The sequence below is a fragment of the Nostoc sp. genome (genome assembly GCF_036919555.1).
Classification (GTDB): domain Bacteria; phylum Cyanobacteriota; class Cyanobacteriia; order Cyanobacteriales; family Nostocaceae; genus Nostoc.
The window spans coordinates 12769-35701 of record NZ_JBALCS010000049.1 but is presented as its reverse complement, the minus strand read 5'-3'; the positions used below and the strand labels follow the sequence as shown (position 1 = coordinate 35701).

The window sequence follows — 22933 nt, the reverse complement described above, 5'->3', positions numbered from 1 at the left end:
ATCAGGGTGCATCTACTTACCACAGCATATCATTTTTGGTATGCGGGCTGTCACCATTTTTTATATGAAGATTCTGTGAAGAACACCGGGAAAATACTGACTTGGGGGATTGGGCATAGGGCATTGGTTATTCTCCTTGTCTCCCTCATCTCCCTCATCTCCCCCTGCCCTTCTGCTCCTCGCAGCCAGCAAAGTTGAGTTGACAGACTACTAGGCGTTCAGTTTCTTCTCCATCAATTCGTTAGTCAGCTTAGGATCAGCACGTTTGCCTGTCTTTTTTAGAACCTGTCCGACAAAGAAGCCTTTGAGGTTGGTGTTACCGTTGCGATACTTTTCTAGTTCTTTGGGATTAGCGGCTATGACTTCATCAACGATCGGTTCCAATACACTAGGATCGGTGATTAGCTCTTGACCAGCAAAGGCTTTTTCAGGAGAAATACCACTGAGTAAATCTGGCAACTTTTCTTTAGCTTGAGCATTGCTAATTTTGCCCGTTTCAATGCGAGTGATAATCTCAGCTAAATTGGTGGGAGTCAGGGCGATTTCAGTAATACTGAGTTTTTGCTTATTGAGGTGTGCTGCAATATCTTGAGTAATCCAGTTAGCAGCAGCTTTGGGATTTGCTCCAGCTGCGATCGCAGTTTCAAAATATTTGGCTACTGGATGATCTTCTGTCAACACTCGCGCATCATAAGCCGAAAGCCCCAACTCACTTTCATAATGATGGCGTTTTTGGGCTGGTAGTTCTGGTAATTCGCTGCGCCATTTCTCTAATTGTTCATTTGACACCTCAATTGGTGCTAAATCTGGTTCGGGGAAGTAGCGGTAATCGCTAGAACCTTCCTTTACCCGCATACTACTTGTGCGTTGAGCGCCTTCTTCCCACAGCCGAGTTTCTTGAATAATGCTCGCGCCTGCTTCGATGGCGGCGATTTGGCGCTCAATTTCGTAGTCAATCGCCCGTTGGATGGCGCTGAACGAGTTCATGTTTTTAATTTCTACCTTGGTGCCAAACTCCTTTCGTCCCACTGGACGCACGGAAATGTTGACATCGCAGCGCAGAGATCCTTCTTGCATATTACCATCACTCACGCCGAGATAGCGCACAATCCGGCGCAACTCTTCGGCATATTCAGCAGCTTCTAATCCCGAACGCAAATCAGGTTCCGAGACAATTTCCACTAAAGGTATACCTGCGCGATTGTAGTCTACCAGAGAATAGGTAGAACCGGAGAGGCGAGTCTCGTTCCGAGAGGCTTCGCCAACACTGCCTGCGTGTACTAATTTTCCAGCATCTTCCTCCATGTGCAGACGTGTGATACCAATGCGTTTGCGAATGGGATTACCCTCAGCATCTACCAACTCAATTTCTAACCAACCATGTTCTGCGATCGGTAGATCATATTGAGAAATTTGGTAATTTTTGGGTAAGTCAGGATAAAAATACTGTTTCCGGTCAAATTTGCTATATTTAGCGATTTGACAATTTAGTGCCAAACCAGCCTTGACGGCGTATTCTAATACTTTTTCATTGAGTACAGGTAAGACCCCAGGTAAACCCATACAAACCGGGTCAATGTTAGTATTGGGGTCAGCACCGAATGCCGTCGAGCTATTAGAGAAAATCTTGGTGTTGGTACTCAGCTGACAATGGGTTTCTAGACCAATAATCGCTTCATACTCAGTTTTTACGGTCGTAGCAGTGGTCATAATATCAATATTTGGGCAATAATCCTTCTCGTGGTACTATTGTAGCGGCGTATTGAGTTACGCTGAAGACGGTTATTTGGGTGAGCAATGCTTACCCTCTTGAGTTTGAAAAGGGAGATGCAAACCAAAGATGAAGAAAATCTTAATCATTGGTTCTGGGGGTTCTGGTAAATCTACCCTAGCCCGCGAACTGGGAACCATCTTAGGAACGTGGAATAACTATTGGGGGATATTTTATTTTTTGGAAGTCCCTTAATGCCTCTTGCTCTCTTCGTTTAAGGAAGATAACTTAATCCGCCGACTTTCACGCGATAGTGGTACTAAAACTGGGGCTTGACTTTGAGCATTGCTTTCTTTAAGGCTTTCCACCACCTTAGATAGTTGTGCAATTGTCGATGCTTCAAATACGCTACGCAAAGGTAACTCCACATATAAGGCGTCGCGCACTCTAGAGACAAGCTGAGTTGCCAGTAATGAATGACCACCTAATTCAAAGAAATTGTCATAAATTCCTACGCGCTTAAGTCCCAAAACCTCAGCAAAGATTTTCACTAGCACTTCTTCAATAGGAGTCTGAGGTGCGATATAAGTTTCAGGGAATTGGAGCTTGATTGCATCATGGAATGCTCTTAAGGCGCGGCGATTGACTTTACCATTAGCTGTTAGAGGTAAACACTCCAATACTACAAAAGCTGAGGGTATCATGTACTCAGGTAGTTTTTCTGCTATGTAAGTCTGCAATTGCGGCACTAATTTACGCGCTGCTTTGGCTTGTAAGGGATTATTGGCGTAAGATTCCCAAGGACGAGAGTGAGTCGTGCTATGTGGAAAAATAGTTCTCTTACTTACTGCATCGTGCCGTATAAAAATCACATCATAATGTCTTTCAACACTTAAATGTGACCAGGTAATATCAATCTTATAAGGTACATTCAGCGCATAGAAATCTTCTGGTTCTACTCCGAAATTTTCGATTTCTTGCAAAGCTTTGCGTATTTGACCTACAGTTTTAAAATCTTCTACGTCTGATAGCCATTCTACTATTTTAACTGCTGACATCACCCGCGCATTAGGTACATTGATAATGCTTAATATTTCTGGTTGATTCTCAATTAATAACTGATGCACTGCTGAGACTGTTAAATTATCTTCAGACCAGTTTCGGACTGAATAATTTTCAGTATTATTAACACTTTCGCCACTAACATGAAGAATCACATTGTAACGAAAATCAGTTAGCTCATTGTGATGTTTACCCCGCATCAGTTTAATTTGTACATGATTAATCTGCGGAAAGCGTTGCTTTATTGCAGTAAAAAAATCTGGCTCAATAACTAACTCTGTTTCTTGGAAAATTTGCATTTGAACCCGTTGCTGTAACTCGGAGCGGGTAAGGGAAGGTTCAGCTTGATACAGTTGCACTGACGCATGGAAAGCTTGCAAGAGTGGCAGACTACGCACATCTCCTATGAAGATAAAGCCACCCGGAGCAGTTGCCCTCACAGCACCTTCTAATACACGAATCAGGTAATCAATACTAGGAAAATATTGTACAACCGAGTTCAGAATTACTGCATCAAAAGCTGCTGTTTCTACTTTTTCAAAGTCAGTAGCCATTTGCTCATACAACGTTACCTGCGGTATTTCTTGCTTTTCTAACTGCTGCTGAATGTAGTTAAGTGAAACTGAGGAAAAGTCTGTTCCCCAATATTTAGTGCAGTCAGGTGCAATCTTAAACAGAATCAAACCTGTTCCACAACCAATTTCTAAGACTCGTTTGGGTTCCCAAGCCAAAATTTGCTCGACTTGGTTATTCACCCACTCATGCATCTGCTCTGCTGGAATAGGCTGATTTGTGTAACTACTATTCCAGCCGACAATATTCAATTTTGGATCGGAATCAGCAGGTTGATTATAAGTTTCGTTATAGAGCATCTGCCATTGCAAAACTTGCTCATTTTGCAATTGCATTAATTGCATATTCTCCTGTTCACTGCTATATTCAGTTTTTGGTACTACATAAGCTACTAGGCGCTTTTCCCCTTTATCCTCACGAATTATTACTATAGTTTGCTGCACTGCTGGATGCTGAGTCAGTACGGCTTCAATTTCTCCCAACTCAATGCGGTAGCCGCGAATTTTTACCTGTTCGTCGAGACGACCTAAAAATTCAATGTTGCCATCTACACGATAGCGAACTAAATCACCTGTTTTATAAAGTCTTGCTTTTAACTTATTAGTAAAAGTATGATCAATGAAGTATTCAGCAGTTAAGTCAGGACATTTTAAATAACCTCGTGCCAATCCATCACCACTTATGTACAACTCTCCCGAAACGCCAATAGGTACTGGTTGTAAATGTTTATCTAATATGTAAAGTTGTGTATTGGCGATCGCACGACCAATTCCGGGTGCTAAATTATCTTTATTCTTAACAGAAATATCACCAGAAGTTGTCACAACCGTGTTCTCAGTTGGCCCATAATTGTTAACTAACTGGAAAGGATGGTCAGCTAAAGGATATTGATTTAGTCTGTCGCCACCTGTGAGTAATATTCGTAAAGCTGCGTTATTAGCAAAATCTAATAAGATAATTTTCTCTGCTAAAGGAGTTGGTAACAAGGTAATTGTTATCGCTTTTGATATTAGCCAATCTCGGAGATGTTCAGGTATTTGCCTGATTTCATCATCTACAAAATAAATGCTTGCCCCAGCAATAAGATAAGGCCAAATTTCCCAACCGCAAGCGTCAAAGCCAACTTTGCAAATCTGCGTTGCTCGGTCAAAGGGTGAAACTGTAAACGCTTTTTGATGCCAAAAAACTAAATTTAACAATCCTCTGTGTTCAATTTTAACCCCTTTAGGTTTTCCAGTTGAGCCAGAGGTATAAATAACATAAGTGAGGTTATCTACTGTAACTTTACTAGTAGGGTTATCTTGAATCTCTTGAGAAATAATCTCCCAATCTTTATCTAAACAGATTACCTCTGAATTATAGTTTTTCAGGCGTTCAAGCCATCGCTCTTGAGTTAATAAAACTGAAACTTGAGCATCTTCAAGCATAAAGTTTAAACGTTCAGATGGATAGCTCGGATCTAAAGGTACATAAGCTCCGCCTGCTTTCAGGATGCCCAACATTCCCATTACCATATCAAAAGAGCGTTCTACACAAAGTCCTACTAAAACTTCGGTTTTAACTCCTAACTTTTTTAGATAATGTGCAAGTTTATTGCTACGTATATTTAACTCTTTATAACTGAGTTGCTCATCGCCAAATACTAGTGCGTTCGCGGAGCGTGCGTTTAACGCAATCGCATCAGGATTCTGTTGTGCTACGCTCTCAAATAACTGATGAATACACTTATCTTGAGGATAATCTAACCGAGTATTGTTCCATCCAACTAATAATTTATCTAGCTCAGATTCGCTTAAAAGTGGTAATTGTGCAATTCGCTGTTCGGGATCTGCAACTATACCTGACAGTAATATTTGAAAGTGCCCTAGCATCCTGGTGATCGTTGCGTCATCAAACAAATCAGTGCTGTAAATTACAAAACCACTAATTCCTTCTGAGCTATCTGCCCATAACCCATTTTGAGTATTTGGCTCCCACAAGTGGAACTCCAAATCAAAACGTGTTGTTTCGGTTTCAAATGGTAGTGGACTCAAAGTTAAACTAGGTAACTCTAACGCAGATATAGGCGTATTTTGGAGCGCAAAAACAACTTGAAAGAGCGGATTTTGATTCAAATTACGCTCTGGATGCAGTTCTTCGACAAGTTTTTCAAAAGGTAAATCTTGATGAGCATAAGCTCCTAAAGCTACCTCTTTGACTCGACTCAATAATTCCCGAAAAGTTGGGTTTCCACTTAGTTGGGTACGCAGTACTAAGCTGTTGACAAAAAAACCAATTAATCCCTCAATTTCACTCCGGTTGCGATTGGCAATAGGTGAACCAATAGTAATATCTTCTTGTTGTGTGTAGCGGTAAAGTAAAACTTGGAATGCTGCTAGTAGGGTTATAAATAAAGTTACCCCTTCTTGCTGTGCGAGAGCTAAAAGTGCTTCGCTCAAACTTTTTGATAATTGCAGAGATTGCCTTGCACCCTGGTAACTTTGAGCAGCTAGTCTTGGTCTGTCGGTTGGCAGATTCAGCATAGAAATGCCGTCTAATTGCTTTTGCCAGTAACCGAGTTGCTTTTCTAATAGTTCCCCTTGCAACCATTGGCGTTGCCAGTACGCAAAATCTGCATATTGGATTGTAAGTTTCGGTAGAGGAGAAGGCTGATTGCTAGCAAAGGCAGTGTAAAGTGCTGCTATCTCTTGAATCAGCACCCCAATAGACCAACCATCACAGACAATGTGGTGCATAGTCAGCAGCAGGATGTATTGTGTCTCATACAACCACAGTAGTTTTACTTGCAGCAACGAATCAGTTGATAAATTGAAAGGACGTTGAGCTTCTTGAGTAGTGAGTTGTCGTGCTTGTATTTCTCGTTCGGCTTGTGGCAATTGCCGTAAATCTATTACTGGTAAAGTAATAGTTAGCGTCGGATTAATTACCTGAACTGGTTGCCCTGACTGCATGACAATAGTAGTGCGTAAAACTTCATGTCGCCGCACGATTTCGTTAAAAGTTTGTTTTAACGCGGCTTGATTGAGCGAACCTGTTAAATGTAGTGCTAGTGGAATGTTATAGAAAGGATTATTAGGAATTAATTGGTCAATAAACCACAGCCGTTGTTGAGCAAAGGAGAGGGGAAGATTTTCTGACCGCGAAATAGATACTAGAGGTCTAAAGCTGTGGTTATTAGTACGATTAGTTGCTTCTAAAAATTCAATAATTTCTGCTTTACGCTCTTGAATTTCTGCACGTAGTTCTGCTGTAAGAGTTCCTTCAGGCGCGTTACAGCGAAACTTTTCACGATCAATAAAAACTTGAATATCTAAGCTGCGAAGATAAGATAAAAACTCAACTGTATTCAAAATTAAACCCCTTCGCAACTATTGTTACTTAGTAGTTATTAACTAACTCAGCATTTTTATCACACTTGCAACATTGTATAAATCATTCTTGGGAGTGAAACTTGGATGATTCAACTATGCTATCAAGCTAAAAGACAACGCAGTTAACAAACTATCGCAAGGTTTAGGCTCATGATATTCATGCCTCATAATTTTCTACTTGTATGGCTGTTTCAACTGCTGTCGGTTGGGGTACTTGGCGGGGGGATCTACATTCTCTATGAGTGGTACGAACGAGAACTTGTAGGAACTTCCTACTTAGTGGCTGGACTAGTAATGGTTTTGTGGACTTTTGGTGGTCGTTTTATCAGTTTGCCACTGCTGCGCCGTCCTGGAGCCGAGGAACCCAAGTTTATGCGTAGCAAAACCGTGCAGCGTTTGCCACGGCCGGATGGTAGTGTACTGCAAGTAGAGTTTTTTGGCCCTGAGGATGGTCAACCGATTATTTTGTCACACGGTTGGGGACCCAACAGTACTGTATGGTATTATGCCAAACGACAACTGAGCGATCGCTTCCGAGTAATTGTTTGGGATCTACCAGGGTTAGGAAAATCCTCCAAACCGAAAAACAACGATCACTCTATAGAAAAATATGCCCGTGACTTGGAAGCTGTTGTTGCGTTGGTGACAGCCACTCCCAAAGGCAGTATCGCAGGGGAAAAACCTGTTATCCTGGTAGGACACAGCATGGGTGGGATGATTAACCTGACATTCTGTCGCCTGTTTCCAGAGCAATTAGGGAGTCGGGTGGCTGGCTTAATTCTTGTAGATACAACTTATACTAATCCGGTAAAAACTTGTATATTGAGCAATTTGGTACGTAAATTGCAGAAACCGCTACTCGAACCTGTGTTGTACCTGACTATCGTGCTGTGGCCGATTTTTTGGTTGATGACTTGGCTTTCCTATTTGAATGGTTCGCTGTACATCACCGTCGAACTATCTGGATTTACGGGTACAGAAACACGCGGTCAACTAAGTTTTGCAGGTCTATTATCAGCATTGGGTTCGCCTGGGGTTCTGGCTCGTGGCACACTGGCAATGTTCAGGTTCGATGAAACAGAAACACTTGCAACTATTAACGTACCTGTGTTGGTCGTTTGCGGCAATTCAGATATAGCAACTAAACCTGTTGCAAGCGATCGCATGAAAGCAGAATTGCCTTACTCTGAGAAAGTCACCCTAAAACCAGGTGGACACATGGCATTGATGGAACAAAACCAGCAGTTTTCCGAAGCAGTCAGCACGTTTTGTGCTGGTTGCTCATAACTGGGATCACTAGTCTGAGATGACTACCTGGAGCCTCCTTTGCTTGTTCACGAACCTTGTTAGCAAAAGAGCCTTTTTAGGGGGTCAAAATTCATCCTAAATATGTGGTGACAGTTTGGGCAAAAGCTTATATTCTATCATGTCCGCTTGATTACCCATAATAAGAGAACCCCACCCCCAACCCCTAAGAGCTCTTCGGGAGGGGAGACAAAGCATAGCTTTGGCTCTTTGGGGTTCTTCGGGTTTAATAAGCAATCAAGCGGACATGATATTACATAAATTTTGCGTTCATTTAGCTTTTCTTAGTGCCATTCTACTTAGTATCTTTTAATTAGTTCCAAAGTAGATGTCGCTCAATTCTTCCAAAAAAACATCAGTCTGCGATTCTGGATTACAGAAGTAGGGATGGATGGGAAGGAGTTCAGCGCGATCGCGGGTTTGCGGTGAAGACAGAATCGAATCAAGCAAAGTCAGGTAGTTTTCAGCAGTAGAATCCCAACTGTAGGTCTTCAACACCCGTTGCTGACCAGCTTGGGCAAAATACTCCCACTGGTGAGCATCACATAGCAACCGCTCCAATCCCCGGACAATATCAGCAGGATCTTCTGGGTCAACGAGTACGCCATATTCCTTATTTCCCTGTCGCAAGCTCTCGCTAGGTCCACCGTTCTTGGTCGCTATTACTGGCAAACCTGCAACTGCTGCTTCTAAGGGAGCAAGCCCAAAAGGTTCGTAGAGTGCGGTTAGCGCGAACACCGAGCGGCGTTTAACCATAAATCGATAGGCTGCTGCCAGTGACTCTTGAGACTGATCTGACAAGCCAAACGCACTGACCTTACCCCACAAGTCCTTTTCTTTGACCACCTCCCGAATCGGGGCTAATACCTCTTCAGTCATGTCGTCACTAGCCTGCTCTCGTAAAGGATCGGCCAGCCCCCCTGTAAGTAGCACCAAGTTAGCTCGTTCCTGAAGTGTTGGACTCATTGCGAAGGCTTGCACCAGCCCTAATACGTTTTTTTTAAGTTCTAATCGACTGGATGCTATGATCGCGGGCAAATCTCGACGTGGTTCTGCAATGTCCCGTACCAATCGCTCCTGAATGAATTCTTCGGTAGCCTCCTCGTTTTCGGAACGCGCCTTTGCACCGAAAATCGAGAAATTTGCTCCCGGTGGAATTACCGCAAAGCGGTTGTCGTTGTCTACATCCACAGCACCACGATAAACTCGATGAGAGTACTGTTCAAAGCGTTCCTGTCGCGTACTGGTGATATTAACAGCCGAGCGATTCATGCTCAGGCGTTCGGCTAAAATGCGATATCTGAAATAGAATTGCTCGTCTATTTCTGTGAGATTTTCTGGGGTGACTTCCAGTTTGTCCATCTTTTGGGCGCCGAGAGAATGAGCAGTAAAAGTAAAAGGTATGCCTGTCTCGTCTTCAATCAGAACGCCACATAGTCCCCCATCGCCGTAGTGAGCAGTCATTGCATCAGGTAAGCCACCCTGCTGTTGATAAAATTTCAAGATGTTGGGTACCCAATCACTAAGCAGATGAGGCCACAAAAACTCTTTAGGCAGAAATTCTTTTGGCCCAGCTGGTAAGCGGATAATGCGGACGTTATCTACCCCTGGATATGTCTCAAATGGTTCACCAAACTCTGGCCACTCCGGGTCAATAATTTGACGGGTAAGAATATCAACTTTATGACCCATTTCAGCTATGGCTATGGCGACTTGCTTAACGTAGATCAGCTGACCACCAAAATCTGAGTGTTTCGTTATATGACTATTGCCTGAATCAAAATTGCCTTGAGGGTTGAGAAATCCAATGTGCATAGCCCACTTCCTAATACAGGTTGATTTCTACTAGAGATTTTTGCTTGAAGACGGTAGCAGAAGACCTTAGTGAGCTTATTAAAAACTCCCAAGACTAAAAAACACAGGCAGTGAAGCTGTACATAAATGCCATCAAAAAGTAAGTTAAAGGGCTTTTATTGGTTCCCTTTAGCTTTTGACTTTTAACGGTATCTGGAAAACCTCACTTCCATTCTTCTCTCCTTGCAGGAGAGAGGCTTTTAATTCTCCCCCTTCCCTACCAGGGAAGGGGGCTGGGGGGTTAAGTTTCGCGTTAACTTTTCCACATGACGTGAAAAGTTTAGCTTAAACCCAGCCAATTCGCGCATTTTCCTAATGCTTAAGTTAATCGCTACTGCGGCTGGCGCACATATATCGGATGGCATAAATGGTATGATGATTCCCTGACTCAGGGGTTTCTCAAAATTCCACTTCTTCTCGCTGAATTCCCGTAGTTTCAGTCTGATCCACACCTTTTGCTGTCCAACACATTGTGTCAATGTACCTAGCAAGTTGTTCAATAGTCGGTGCTTCAAATAAATTGCGTACAGGCAAATCTATTTGGAAGGTGTCACGGATGCGGGAAGTTAGCTGAGTTGCTAGTAGAGAATGACCGCCCAATTCAAAGAAATTGTCGTGGATGCCTACTTGCTCTTTTCCCAAGACTTTAGCCCAAATTTGTGCAAGTAACTCTTCAACTTGCGATCGCGGTGCCACATAATCTTGATTATTGAAAGTAATTATATCAGGCGTGGGTAAAGCACGACGATCCACTTTGCCATTAGGTGTTAGAGGTAGAGATTCCAGTATCATATATGCTCTTGGCACCATGTATTCTGGTAACTTTTCTTTGAGAAATTGACGAAGTAAGGACGCAAAGCTTTGCACCTCTTGCGTCGGTATCTGTTCCTGGTTGGGAACAATATAAGCCACCAAGTACTGATCATCAGGTACGTCCTCAGCAGCAATCACAACAGTTTCTCTGACTGCTAGATGTTGACTCAACACCGCTTCAATCTCTAATAACTCAATGCGGAAGCCGCGAATTTTTACTTGATTATCAATCCGACCTAAAAATTCAATATTGCCATCTGGTAAATAGCGAGCTAAATCACCTGTTTTATAAAGACGTGTTTTTGCTTTTTTACTAAAAGGATGAGGAATAAAGTGTTTAGTAGTAAGTTCAGGGTGATTCAGATATTCTCGCGCCAATCCTTCCCCACCAATATATAATTCGCCAGTAACGCCAATAGGCACTAGTTGTAAATCGGTATCTAATATATAAATCTGCGTGTTTGTAATCGGACGACCAATAGGAAAAGATGTGGCTGATTCTGGAAACTCTTGTACGTAATAATAAGAAGAAAATGTTGTATTTTCTGTGGGTCCATAAACTTGAATTAAATGCTTTGGCGCACCATCTTTGATAACTTTTTTAACCCATCTTATATTAACAGTCTCACCACCAAATAGTAAATATCGCAACGAAGCAAAAGCTTGCGGAACATCTCTGGCAATTTGTTGAAATAAGGCGGTAGTCAAAAACAGAACGTTGATACCTTTTTCTCGTAGTTGTAATGAAAATTCGTGAGGCGAAAGGGTTACATCTTTACTAATTCCCACAAGTTGAGCGCCGTTAAGTAGCGCTCCCCAAATCTCGAATGTGGCTGCATCAAAAGAAGTATTTGCGGCTTGGGCGATTTTATCAGATGATGACAATTTTATATAGTTAGTATTACACACTAACCGATTGACAGCTTTGTGAGGTACAGCAACTCCCTTGGGTTTGCCTGTAGAACCAGAGGTGTAAATAACATAGGCTAAATTATCACTATTTAAATCGCTTTTGAGATTGTCTTCCTTTTCTTGAGTAATAATTTCCCAGTCTTGATCTATAGAAATAATTGAATTTGAGAAACCTTCAAAATGCTTGAGCAAGTTTTCTTGTGTCAGCAATACTGAAACTTGTGCATCTTCAAGCATAAAATTTAGGCGCTCTTGAGGATAACTAGGGTCTAATGGAACATACGCTCCGCCTGCTTTCAGAATGCCTAATAACCCGATGATCATTTCTATAGACTGTGAAATACAAATGCCGACTAAAACTTCTGAACATACTCCTAATTTTTGTAAGTGTTGTGCGAGTTTATTACTGCGAGTATTTAACTCTTGATAAGTGAGTTGCTCGTTAGCAAAGTTTACTGCTATAGAATCAGGATACTGCTGTACCTTTTCTTCAAACAATTGATGGATACACTTATCTTGAGGATAATATGCGTTAGTATTATTCCATTCCATCAATACCTGATGTAGCTCCACTTTACTTAATAACGGTAAATTTGCAATTCGTTGTTCTGGATTTATAACAATGCTTGACAATAGAGTTTTAAAATGTTTCAGCATCCGGCTAATGGTAGCTTGATAAAATAAATCTGTGTTGTAAACCATTACGCCTCGCAGACCTTCAGAATACTCCCAGTTCCCACCCAGTAAGCTCCTAAAATCCTCAGAACACTTCCACAGATGTAGTTCCAAATCAAAACGTGTTTTTTTCAAGTCAATATTCATAAAGCTAGGTACTAATCCAGGCAGTTCTAGCGCTGACATTGGCGCATTCTGGAAACCAAACACCACTTGAAATAGCGGGTGCTGGCTCAAGTTACGCTCTGGATGTAGTTCTTCGACTAACTTTTCAAACGGTAAATCTTGGTGGCTGTATGCTCCTAATGTTACCTCGCGTACTCTGCCTAGTAGTTCCTGAAAAGTGGGGTTTCCAGATAAGTTGTTACGTAGCACCAAACTATTGACAAAAAAACCAATTATGCCTTCAATTTCACTACGGTTACGGTTAGCAATTGGCGAACCTAGCGCGATATCTTCTTGATGTGTGTAGCGGTAAAGTAATGTTTTAAATGCTGCCAGCAGCGTCATAAATAAGGTGACACCTTCTTGCTGTGACAGCTTTTCTAGTGCATCAATTAGCTTGAGCGGTAATTCTATAAATTGTGTTCCTCCTTGATAGCTTTGTATAGCTGATATTGGTTTGTCAGTAGGCAGATGCAGTATGGAAATAGCGTTTAATTGCTCCCGCCAGTAAGCTAACTGGGTTTGGAGTATTTCTCCTTGCAGCCACTCGCGTTGCCAGTGAGCAAAATCGGCGTACTGAAGAGGTAGTTCTAATAGAGGGGAAGGCTGGTTTTGTGCAAAAGCTGCGTACAGCGTTCCCAGTTCCCGAATCAGTACCCCCATAGACCAATCATCACAGATAATGTGGTGCATATTCAATAATAGAATATGTTCTGTCTCGGAAAGGACGAGGAGCATTACTCGCAGCAATGGCGCGGAGGATAAATCGAAGGGATGTTCTATCTCTGCGTTAATAATGCACTTTGCTTTAACCTCTTGTTCATCAGCTGGTAATTGTTGGAGGTTTAGTATTGTTAAGCTAGGTGCGTTAGCGCAGCTTTCCGCAGGAATCGCCTGTAGGGGTTGCCCATCCAATACAATAAAAGTGGTGCGTAAAGTTTCGTGGCGACGCACTATTTCGTTAAAAGTCTGTTCTAGTGCGGCTTTATTAAGCGAACCTGTCAACCGAATTACTGTCGGCACATTATAAATAGCATTGCCAGGGATCAACTGGTCAAGGAACCATAGGCGCTGTTGAGCAAAAGATGCTGGAAAGACGAAGACTTCTTCAGAAGACATATTGATCCTTATTTTAATTTTTGTGCTTTCTCAATACAGGCTTTTAGCTGTGCGGCAAGAAATTGGATATGGGGTTTTCTCAGCATAGTTAGGTGATTGCCAGGAATATGATGAATTTCTGTTCCTCCGACAATTAGCTGATCCCAACCCATACTCGGATCTTCTTTGGCAATGTTTGATTGAACGTTGGTTCTGAAAAGATTAATTCGTTTAGAGTAGGTTTGCGGAACGTAGTTAAGAACTGCTTGGCTATTGGCATAGAAAACACGAAGCATTGGACGAATTGCTAACTCGCTTAAAAATCTTAACTCGGATTCTTCAGATATCAGGTTGACTGTGGCATCCTCTTTTGGGATGAGTTGAGAGAACAGATTTGTTTGGAGCGATCGCGTTAGCGACTCCCAAAAGGAGTATCGCACAATTTTATTAAAATTAGTCAACCGAGAAGTTAAACTATTAATTCGATTCTTGGTGATAGCGATAATTAGATATAAATAATCGAGGAAAAAAGGCCATATATATCGCACCACTGTAGTAAGCATAAACTTCAAACCATTACCCAAGGAAGGTATATTGCCCGGAATTGGTGCTAAAGTATCAAGCACAGCAAGTAGAGCCACTTCTTCCCCAGACCTTTGGAGTTGTTGAGCCATTTCAAAAGCAACCCAACCTCCAAAAGACCAACCTCCTAAAAAATAAGGGCCTTTGGGCTGCACTCTCCGCAATGCTTCAATGTAGTGGGTAGCCATATTCTCAATGCGAGTTAGTGGCGGAGTTTTTCCATCAAGTCCAATGGGTTGTAGCCCATAAAATGGTTGATTTTTTCCCAATTGATGAGCTAATTCGTAATAAGGAAAGACAACACCAAAAATTGGATGAACGCAGAAGAAAGCTGGATTTGAACCAGCAGATTGAATCGGAACTAAGGGCGACCACGCCAGAGAATCTGCTTTTGAGGATAGAGAATTTGCCAAACTTTCAATTGTTGTATTTAAAAATAAGCTAGATAGCGGCAATTCGCACTCAAACTGCTTGTGTATCTGCTTCAGGAGGCGTACAGTTAACAGTGAATCTCCTCCCAAGTCGAAGAAGTTATCGTAAATACCCACACACTCAACATTAAGGACTTCAGCCCAAATTTTTGCCAAGGTTGACTCGGTTGGAGTACGAGGAGCGATAAATGCTTTATCTATTAAGCGGCTAGCCAGACTGTCAAGTTCTGTTAGCGCCAAACGATCCACTTTGCCACTAGCTGTAAGCGGCAGAGAATCCAGCACTACAAAAGCTTTTGGGATCATATATTCTGGTAATTTTTCTTTTAAGAATTTACGTAGTAGAGGCGCGTTAGCGTTCGCGCAGCGTCTCGTAGAGAAACGGGATGAAGTACAATTTTGCGTCTCTAGATTTGGAACAATATAAGCCAACAAGTACTTATCGCCAGATATGTTTTCTTTAACAATGACTACTGCTTTTTGCAGACTTTGATGTTGACTAAGCACTGTTTCAATTTCTGACAACTCAATGCGGAATCCCCGAATTTTTACTTGATTATCAATGCGGCCTAAAAATTCAATATTCCCGTCAAGTCGATACCGAGCTAAATCACCCGTCTTGTAAAGTCGCGCTTCCTTTTTATCAGTAAAAGGATTAGGAATAAACTTTTCAGTAGTTAATTCTGGACGGTTAATATAGCCTTGTGCCAATCCCTCACCACCTATGTATAATTCACCAGAAACTCCAATTGGTAAAGGTTGTAAATGCTGATCTAATATATAAATTTGAGTGTTAGCAATAGGGCGACCAATGGGCGGTTTTTTATTCATAGAACTAATCTCTGCAAATGTTGACCAAACCGTTGCTTCAGTAGGCCCATAAGCATTAAAAAATCGACGCTGAGAGTTCCAGCAACATTTTATAATATCATCGGTGCAGGATTCGCCTGCACAAATAATAGTTTGCAATGCCGGAAGTGATTCTGTAGGTAGGACTGCTAACACTGCTGGCGGAAGGGTGACGTGGGTAATAGCTTTTTCGCGCAATAATTGGAGCAAAGGTTGTCCGGGTAGAAGGGATTCTTTGTTTGCTAAATAAAGAGTTGCTCCGGTTCGCAGTGTCATGACAATCTCAAAAATTGAAGCATCGAAACTTAATGAGGCGAATTGCAGAATGCGGTTACTCGGTTGTAAGTTGAAAACCTCAATCTGAGCTTCTGCTAAGTTAGACAATCCTCGATGCTGGAGCAAAACGCCTTTAGGTTTTCCTGTTGAGCCAGAGGTATAGATAACATAAGCTAGGTTGTCAGATGTTACGCAACTGGTTGGGTTTTCTTGGCTGTGTTGTGTAATAGTTGTCCAATCTTCATCTATACAAATAATTGGTTTCGAGAAGTCCTGAAAATGCTTGAGCAACTTTTCTTGTGTCAGCAATACTAAAACTTGTGCATCTTCTAGCATGAAGTTAAGACGCTCTTGAGGTAGGTTCGGATCTAAAGGCAGGTATGCTCCACCAGCTTTGAGGATGCCTAATAATGCGATTATCATCTCTAGCGATCGCTCTAGGCAAATACCAACTAAAGATTCGGCTTCTACACCTATTTTTTGAAGATAATGTGCAAGTTGGTTGCTGCGGATATTTAACTCATTGTAGCTGAGTTGTTCATTGCCAAATACTACTGCGATCGCGGAGCGTGCGTTTAACGCAGTCGCATCGGGAGTTTTTTCCATCTGCGCTTCAAATAACTGATGAAAACACTTGTTCTCTGGGTAGTCTCTTTTTGTTTGATTCCAATCAATTAATAACTCTTGTCGTTCTCGCACAGTAAGCAAAGACAAATCTGAAAGACGCTGTTCGGGATTGGCGACAATGCTTTCTAGCAGCGTTTGAAAATGTCCCAGCATCCGGGTAATGGTCGTGTCATCAAATAAATCGGTGCTATAAACCATTTGTCCTTTCAAACTTTCCAAGTCATCCCACAGATGGAACTCTAAATCAAGCTTTGCAGTTTTGCTGTCGAACTCAAATAGCGAAAGCGTTAACCCAGGTAACTCTAGCGCAACGATTGGAGTGTTTTGCAGGCTAAATACAACCTGAAAAAAAGGATGATAGCTCAAATCTCGCTCTGGGTGAAGTTCCTCCACCAGCTTTTCAAAGGGCAAGTCCTGATGACTGTATGCTCCTAAAGTTACGTCTCGCACTCGATTTAACAATTCTCGAAACGTCGGGTTGCCTGAGAAATCTGTACGTAGCACCAAACTATTGACAAAAAAACCAATCAACCCCTCTAGTTCGCTACGGTTGCGATTAGCAATAGGTGAACCAACTGTAATATCTTCTTGCTGCGTGTAGCGATAGAGCAAAGTCTGAAACGCTGCCAGCATTGTCATGAACAAGGTAACGCCTTCTTGGTAGCTCAGTGCCTCTAGCGCTTGAGTTAAAGAATGTGGTAGCTCTAGAAATTGTTTGGCACCTCTGTAGGTAGGAACTGCTGGTCTAAGTCGGTCGGTGGGGAGATTCAGTACCGAGATCCCGTCTAATTGCTTTTGCCAATAAGCTAACTGGGTTTGTAGGGGCGAGATACCGTTTGCTCCCACTCCTTGCAGCCACTCCCGTTGCCATTGGGCGAAATCTGCATATTGAATAGGTAGTTCTGGTAGGGGGGTAGATATGGAGTCGCTTGTCGTTAGACATCGCTTACCCTCTGCAAAGGCTTTATATAATATTCCGAATTCTCTAATTAGCACTCCAATTGACCAGCCATCGGCAACAATATGATGTAGATTTAGCAGCAGCACATATTCTGCTTCATCTAGTTGTAGCAGCTTGACTCGCAGCAATGGCCCGGTGGTGAGATTGAAAGGATGTTGAGCCTCTGCGGTTGCGATTTGCAGGACTTTTGTATCACGTTCTTGGCTCTGAAAATTGCGTACATCTATTAGGGGAAGAGGTATGGTTAAGCTGGGTGCGTTAGCGCAGCTTTCCGCAGGAATCACCTGCAATGGTTGCTGCTTCACCATAACAAACGTAGTGCGTAAGGTTTCGTGGCGACGTACAATTTCGTTAAATGTCTGCTTTAAGGCGATGAAGTTGAGGGAACCTGTCAGGCGAAGTGCTGTTGACACATTGTAAAATGGATTGCCCGGTGCTAACTGGTCCAGAAACCACAATCGCTGCTGGGCGAAAGAAGTGGGAAAAACGAAAACCTCTGCTTCTTCAGAAAAATTAAGTTCTTCATCATCTGTGAGACTACTGAGAATATACTGGCTCATAAGTGAAGCATAAGCCCGGATTTCTCATTTGTGATAAATCCAGGAGAAGTGGTACAATAATTATAAGTATTTAATCGTACAAAAACTTTGGACTTGCCGCAGCGCTACAGCTACTAAATATACAAAAACTTTCCATAATACCAAATGCAGAGTTACAAAAGATACTTTAAGTACTCAGAATATACTGATAAGAATGCAATGACAGGATATTGGCTGAAGATGCTTTAAATAAATCATTAGCATTTAAAAATAGCTCAATTAGTTTCTAAGTAGTCCCGAAACTGTATGTTGCAATAATGTCCAGTTGAAGAATTGTTATTTGATGTGTGTAAGCTTCTATGGTCAAGCGATCGCTCCAAGCATCACTCGCGGAGATTGAACAAGCTTTGGGAGGAGCCTTGCAAAGGAACAACTGATAAGTTATCAAAAATAATCCAAGTTCATCCTCTACCAATGGTAGATGGTAAAAAGTTTAAACCTGTAGAAAATAATAGGTAAATGTGCAAATAAACTTAGTGGCAATCTGAAATTTTATTAATTGGTTCTTTGGAATTGTAATTTCTCGATTCTAAATTTAAGCACCAATATTTTTGTGCCTACTACTCAGATAAAAATATTTTAGATCCTCAGAAAATCAATAAAGGCTAAAACAATGACATATTTTACTGTTGGTGATTACCTAGTGCTTCGTCTGGTGCAGATCGGTGTTAAGCATATCTTCGGTGTTGCTGGAGACTACAATATGGAGTTTCTCGACTCTATTGTTAACCAGGATGGAATTGAGTTGATTTCAACCTGTAACGAACTTAATGCATCCTATGCTGCCGATGGCTATGGTCGAATCAATGGTGTTGCAGCGTTAGTAACTACGTTTGGTGTTGGTGAACTCAGTGCTATTAATGGTGTTGCTGGCGCTTACGCCGAACACGTTCCTGTTGTCACGATTACTGGATCTCCTGCTACCAAAATTCAAGCATCTGGTTCCCTTGTTCATCATACACTTGGTACTGGTGATTTCTCTATGTTTGCCCGAATGTATGAAAAGGTAACGGTGGCTCAAGCATATTTGACAATAGAGAATGCAACAGCAGAAATTGACAGAGTTTTAGGTATTTGTCTTCTCTATAAATTACCTGTTTACATCTCCATACCGATGGATGTTGCTAAACATAAAGTAGCTATACCGTCTGATTCATTGATACACCCTGTATTCCAAAGCGATCGCGCTACTTTAGTTGAGGCAGTTGATGTCTGTGTAACTATACTGGAGAAAGCCCAGAAACCAGTGATTATTGCTGATGTTGGTGTGGAGCGTGAGCGTCTGCATGGGGAATTGCGAGAGTTGCTGGCAGTTACCGGATACCCTTATGCCACCATGAACATGGGAAAAGGACTGCTGGAGGAAACACACCCCCAATTTATCGGTATATATAATGGTGCTGCCAGTGAAGATTATGTGCGAAAACGTATTGAGGAGGCAGATTGTGTCTTGAGTATTGGTGCTTTGATGACTGATTTCAACACCGGAAAGTTTTCTGCCAAACTTGAGCAAGGTCGAACTATTGAAGTGCATGGGCAGTATCTAAAGATTAAACGTGCGCTATACAACAATGTAGCAATGCGGGATGTGTTATCTGCTTTAAGCAAACGCTTGCAGCGCCGCGATGCTCAAACGTTAGACTTCAAGTCTGCGATGGAGAATTTGGATGCAGGCTTCACGACTCCCTTCAATCCCAAAACGGATGCGGCTATTACACAACAGCGTTTTTGGTATAGCCTAGCTCATTTCCTCAAAGAAGATGACATTATCGTTGCTGAGACTGGAACTTGTCTATTTGGAGCCTCAGTAATTCCTTTGCCAAAAAGAAGCACCTTCGTTGGGCAAGTCCTTTGGGGTTCGATTGGCTATTCAGTTGGCTCATTACTTGGCTGTTGCATCGCAGCGCCACAACGACGAGCTATTCTACTAGTAGGTGACGGTTCTTTTCAAATGACAGCACAAGAACTGTCAACAATATTACGTTATGACTTGAAGCCAATTATTTTTCTGATTAACAACGATGGATATACCATAGAGCGTGATATACACGGTGCAACTATGCCATATAACGACATTCAACGGTGGAATTATCACAAGCTCCATGAAATTTTTGCTAATAATGGTTGGGGCATTAAAGTAACCACTGAGTCGGAGTTAGAGTCGGCATTGCAAAAAGCCGAGCAAAATCGACACCAACTTGCTTTCATTGAGGTCGTGATGGACAAAATGGACAGCCCAGAAATTCTTTTGAAGATGTTACAAAATTAGGCTTAAGAATTTAAACACAAAAAAAATATTAGCACTCAAGACTTGTTAGTGCTAATTTATGACTGAGGTTTTATGCCTATGATATAGACCAAAACTATACTTTTTCTAGATGCTTTAGTTACTTGTCAGGTATTATATTATAAAAAACTAAAGCTTTCCTGTAAGTAATTTAAAACTGGGAGTACTAGCATGAAATACACTTTTGATATTGTAGGCGTATCTCCACTTTTACAGTTTTTTAATCATCAACAGCAAAATAGGCAAAAACCACCCCACCAAGGCGTGGAATACTTGGGAATGCATACGTGTACACTAGATACGTTTCTAGAATCGGTGGAATCAGTTCCAGCAAAGTGGGGTTGGAATCTGGATAAAGTGGTAGATACCGTGATTCAGTTTTGGTTGAACAACTCAGACAGCATTCGTTATTGGAAAGTACGTTTAAGTGATGCTGGTAAGGATAATTTATTAGTCACAAGATTGGCAGATATAACTGCCTTACAAGCTGAATTTGAATCCCTACTAGATAAGGAGTGGTGAAGAGATATAGCGGTTCTCGGTTGAGTGACGTACAAGAACCCCACCCCCAACCCCCTCCCCGCAAGCGAAGAGGGGGCGATGATGTACCTCACCCCGATAAAGAATAAGCTTTATCTCCTCTCTCCTTATTAAGAAGAGGGGTTGGGCTGAAGTTTTGATATGTACTTCAACCTGGAAACCGCTATAGGTAAAATTGAAAAAGAATTCAGGAGCGGAGCAGGAGTTGCTCCACCTCCAGTCAAAATCAATGCTTTTCTCTGTGATTCTCATTTTCAAGTGCTTTGAGAACTTTCAGATATAAATTTTCTACTCTCTTCGTCTGAACTTCACCAAATGATGCATAGTGAGTTAAGCTAGGAGCGCCATTTACTTCAATGATCGTATAATCTACTATTGGTGACGTTATATCACTAGTAAGAATATCCACACCTGCTAATCTCAATTCCATATCTTTTGTAATACTTACTGCTAATTTTTGAAAATCAGGATGAATATTTTCCGTGAAGTCTATTGCCTCGCCTCCAGTCGATAAATTTGCATTGTCTAAAAGATAGACTATATTATTCTTGAGTATAATACTATTAAAATTTAGCTTCCGTCTTCGCAAGTTTTTTTTGATTCTGTAATCTTCAAAATCTATAATTTCTTTTCTACCATTTTTGATAAAAGTTTCCTGTTTCTGTTGCATAAGTTCCAAAACATTAGATTGACCATCTCCCATTATCAATAAGGGAATTCTTTGATATGCCGAAACTACATCATCGTCAAGTACTACAATTCTATAGTCATTGCCACTATAGAATCGCTCAACAATAAATCCTGAGGTTTTTTGCAAGATTTTCTTGGTTGCTTGATAGTATTCTTGCTTATTGTAAACCTTTGTAACAAATACTCCTTGACTGAGATTAATCGGCTTGACAATTACGGGAAATCCCAACTCTTTAGCATAATAGAATCCTGCATCTATATTCCTGGAATTAGCTATTTCTTCGCATAATTCTTCACTAAAAAATGTTTTTCCTTCAGTAACTTTATAGCCAAATTTATTCAGAAAAAAGCTCGAAACTCCTTTGTCTTTAGCTATTGCTACTGAACCAGAAGAATTAATACTAAATCTACTAGTACGAAAAAAGGTTTTATTGCCATTCTTAAATGTAATCAGTCCCATAAAGGTGCATTCTGGGTCTAATAAAACTACTGCTCCTATTTCCTCTGCTACTTTTTGAATTATTGATGTTATCAAGGGTGTTTCCATTATCATAACTATAATTAATTTTATGAGAAGATATTAACTATTTTATGGCAGTTAGTCAAGACATTTTAAATTAAACAATGGCACTATGCATTCTGCCTAAAACTATAGTACAAAGAAAAGAAAAGTGAATTTTTTAATATCTAAATAAACTGTGAATTTTTCAGGATTCTAAACTAACGATAAAAAAGGTAAATGCCCGGAAGATGGCTAAAACGATCGCAATAGAGAAAATTAAGAGTGTGTCCGCGCCGATTAATCCTATGCACGTTATCTGAATTTTTAATCGTGAGTTTTCGGACATTGATCATCAATTCCACCACTGATACGGAATTAACTTACGTATACGGAGAAAATTATACAAATAAAATAATTACAAACTTCTGCTTGAGCATTGTTGTGTCCTGGAAACAATTGCCAATTCAGGCTTTGAGATTCATAGACATCTACAAGTTCTAACTTAGTTGGTCTAAAATATAGCGCTAAGTGTTGACAATCTAAAAATAATCGAATAACAAGGTGGCAGCAGCATAAAAAAAAGCGTTAGTGCATTCCTACCCAGAAACTAATTAACGCCCTTCATGAAATTTCATACGGATAACATAATTATGCCAGAAAATACGGATAACAAAGCTTCCAAATCAGACAATCAGCCTATTGCCTATAAAGAACGCCTCAATTCTTGGGCGATCGCTCGTCTACTTCCTAATACACAACGGGAGATTGTTGCTCGCTTCCGCAGCCGTTCTGATGCCGATGGCTATATGCGGCACCTTCCTCAGGAAATACCAAATGCTTCCTACATGGTTGTTTTTGATTGTCAACGCCAAGAAGCTGTGATTTAAAGTACAAGTATAGGCAGTAGACCTTCTATGAAAATAAGGACTTAGGCGGGATTTATTCAGACGCTCTCTATCAGACGCTGCGCGTAGCTTACTTCCCCGTAAGGGTACGCGGACTCACTAGCACTGCGCTATCTGCCAGTTGGACTCCAACTCATGCTGAATT

10 protein-coding genes and 1 pseudogene are annotated in these 22933 nt (G+C 41.3%); 5 read left to right on the top strand and 6 right to left on the bottom strand.

All coding sequences use genetic code 11. The features are described 5' to 3' along the window. Nucleotides 1–210 precede the first annotated feature (210 nt). A complete protein-coding gene (gene gatB / locus V7K36_RS14625; RefSeq protein ID WP_335116818.1) occupies nt 211–1710 on the bottom strand; it encodes an Asp-tRNA(Asn)/Glu-tRNA(Gln) amidotransferase subunit GatB in 1500 nt (499 codons plus the stop codon). 130 nt (nt 1711–1840) lie between these two features. On the opposite strand from gatB, the gene V7K36_RS14620 reads away from it, so the two are divergent. Then, on the top strand, nt 1841–1966 hold the full coding sequence (locus tag V7K36_RS14620) for a hypothetical protein (RefSeq protein ID WP_334829617.1): 126 nt from the start codon (nt 1841–1843) through the stop codon (nt 1964–1966). Here the strand turns inward: V7K36_RS14620 and V7K36_RS14615 are convergent. After that, nucleotides 1963–6696 (bottom strand): amino acid adenylation domain-containing protein, encoded by a 4734-nt coding sequence (locus V7K36_RS14615; RefSeq protein ID WP_335116816.1) that lies wholly within the window; start codon nt 6694–6696, stop codon nt 1963–1965. The genes V7K36_RS14620 and V7K36_RS14615 overlap by 4 nt on opposite strands. Nucleotides 6697–6876: 180 nt before the next feature. Here V7K36_RS14615 and V7K36_RS14610 point away from each other — a divergent pair, with 180 nt between their 5' ends. After that, nucleotides 6877–8004 carry an alpha/beta fold hydrolase gene (locus tag V7K36_RS14610; protein WP_335116814.1) on the top strand — a complete coding sequence of 376 codons (1128 nt, stop codon included), beginning with the start codon at nt 6877–6879 and terminating at the stop codon, nt 8002–8004. Between the two features lie 327 nt (nt 8005–8331). Here V7K36_RS14610 and V7K36_RS14605 read toward each other — a convergent pair whose 3' ends face one another. The 3 genes and pseudogenes from V7K36_RS14605 to V7K36_RS14595 form a co-directional block, all read right to left on the bottom strand. Beyond that, nucleotides 8332–9837 (bottom strand): glycosyltransferase, encoded by a 1506-nt coding sequence (locus V7K36_RS14605; protein ID WP_335116812.1) that lies wholly within the window; start codon nt 9835–9837, stop codon nt 8332–8334. Between the two features lie 438 nt (nt 9838–10275). Further along, a pseudogene (locus tag V7K36_RS14600) lies at nt 10276–13560 on the bottom strand (non-ribosomal peptide synthetase); the annotation flags it as partial. A gap of 8 nt (nt 13561–13568) precedes the next feature. Beyond that, on the bottom strand, nt 13569–17825 hold the full coding sequence (locus V7K36_RS14595) for a non-ribosomal peptide synthetase (protein ID WP_335116808.1): 4257 nt from the start codon (nt 17823–17825) through the stop codon (nt 13569–13571). A gap of 652 nt (nt 17826–18477) precedes the next feature. On the opposite strand from V7K36_RS14595, the gene V7K36_RS14590 reads away from it, so the two are divergent. Together V7K36_RS14590 and V7K36_RS14585 are read left to right on the top strand one after the other, a co-directional pair. Beyond that, entirely contained in the window at nt 18478–20133 is a 1656-nt protein-coding gene (locus tag V7K36_RS14590; protein ID WP_335116806.1) for an alpha-keto acid decarboxylase family protein, read from the top strand. Between the two features lie 189 nt (nt 20134–20322). After that, complete coding sequence (locus V7K36_RS14585) at nt 20323–20673, top strand: hypothetical protein (RefSeq protein ID WP_335116804.1); 351 nt, start codon at nt 20323–20325, stop codon at nt 20671–20673. Nucleotides 20674–20917: 244 nt separating this feature from the next. Here V7K36_RS14585 and V7K36_RS14580 read toward each other — a convergent pair whose 3' ends face one another. Beyond that, nucleotides 20918–21928, bottom strand: coding sequence for a cyanophycin synthetase (locus V7K36_RS14580; protein WP_335116802.1), 1011 nt, complete (start codon nt 21926–21928; stop codon nt 20918–20920). A gap of 605 nt (nt 21929–22533) precedes the next feature. Here V7K36_RS14580 and V7K36_RS14575 point away from each other — a divergent pair. Continuing rightward, nucleotides 22534–22770, top strand: a complete 237-nt coding sequence (locus V7K36_RS14575) for a hypothetical protein (protein WP_292769779.1) — start codon at nt 22534–22536, stop codon at nt 22768–22770. The last annotated feature ends 163 nt before the right edge of the window (nt 22771–22933 follow it).

Excerpts from the sequence above, each read along its gene's own strand:
- V7K36_RS14575 (WP_292769779.1), top strand. The coding sequence starts at position 22,534 with ATGCCAGAAAATACGGATAACAAAGCTTCCAAATCAGACAATCAGCCT.
- V7K36_RS14605 (WP_335116812.1), bottom strand. The coding sequence starts at position 9,837 with ATGCACATTGGATTTCTCAACCCTCAAGGCAATTTTGATTCAGGCAAT.
- V7K36_RS14580 (WP_335116802.1), bottom strand. The coding sequence starts at position 21,928 with ATGGAAACACCCTTGATAACATCAATAATTCAAAAAGTAGCAGAGGAA.
- V7K36_RS14610 (WP_335116814.1), top strand. The coding sequence starts at position 6,877 with ATGCCTCATAATTTTCTACTTGTATGGCTGTTTCAACTGCTGTCGGTT.
- V7K36_RS14595 (WP_335116808.1), bottom strand. The coding sequence starts at position 17,825 with ATGAGCCAGTATATTCTCAGTAGTCTCACAGATGATGAAGAACTTAAT.
- gatB (WP_335116818.1), bottom strand. The coding sequence starts at position 1,710 with ATGACCACTGCTACGACCGTAAAAACTGAGTATGAAGCGATTATTGGT.
- V7K36_RS14590 (WP_335116806.1), top strand. The coding sequence starts at position 18,478 with ATGACATATTTTACTGTTGGTGATTACCTAGTGCTTCGTCTGGTGCAG.
- V7K36_RS14585 (WP_335116804.1), top strand. The coding sequence starts at position 20,323 with ATGAAATACACTTTTGATATTGTAGGCGTATCTCCACTTTTACAGTTT.
- V7K36_RS14620 (WP_334829617.1), top strand. The coding sequence starts at position 1,841 with ATGAAGAAAATCTTAATCATTGGTTCTGGGGGTTCTGGTAAATCTACC.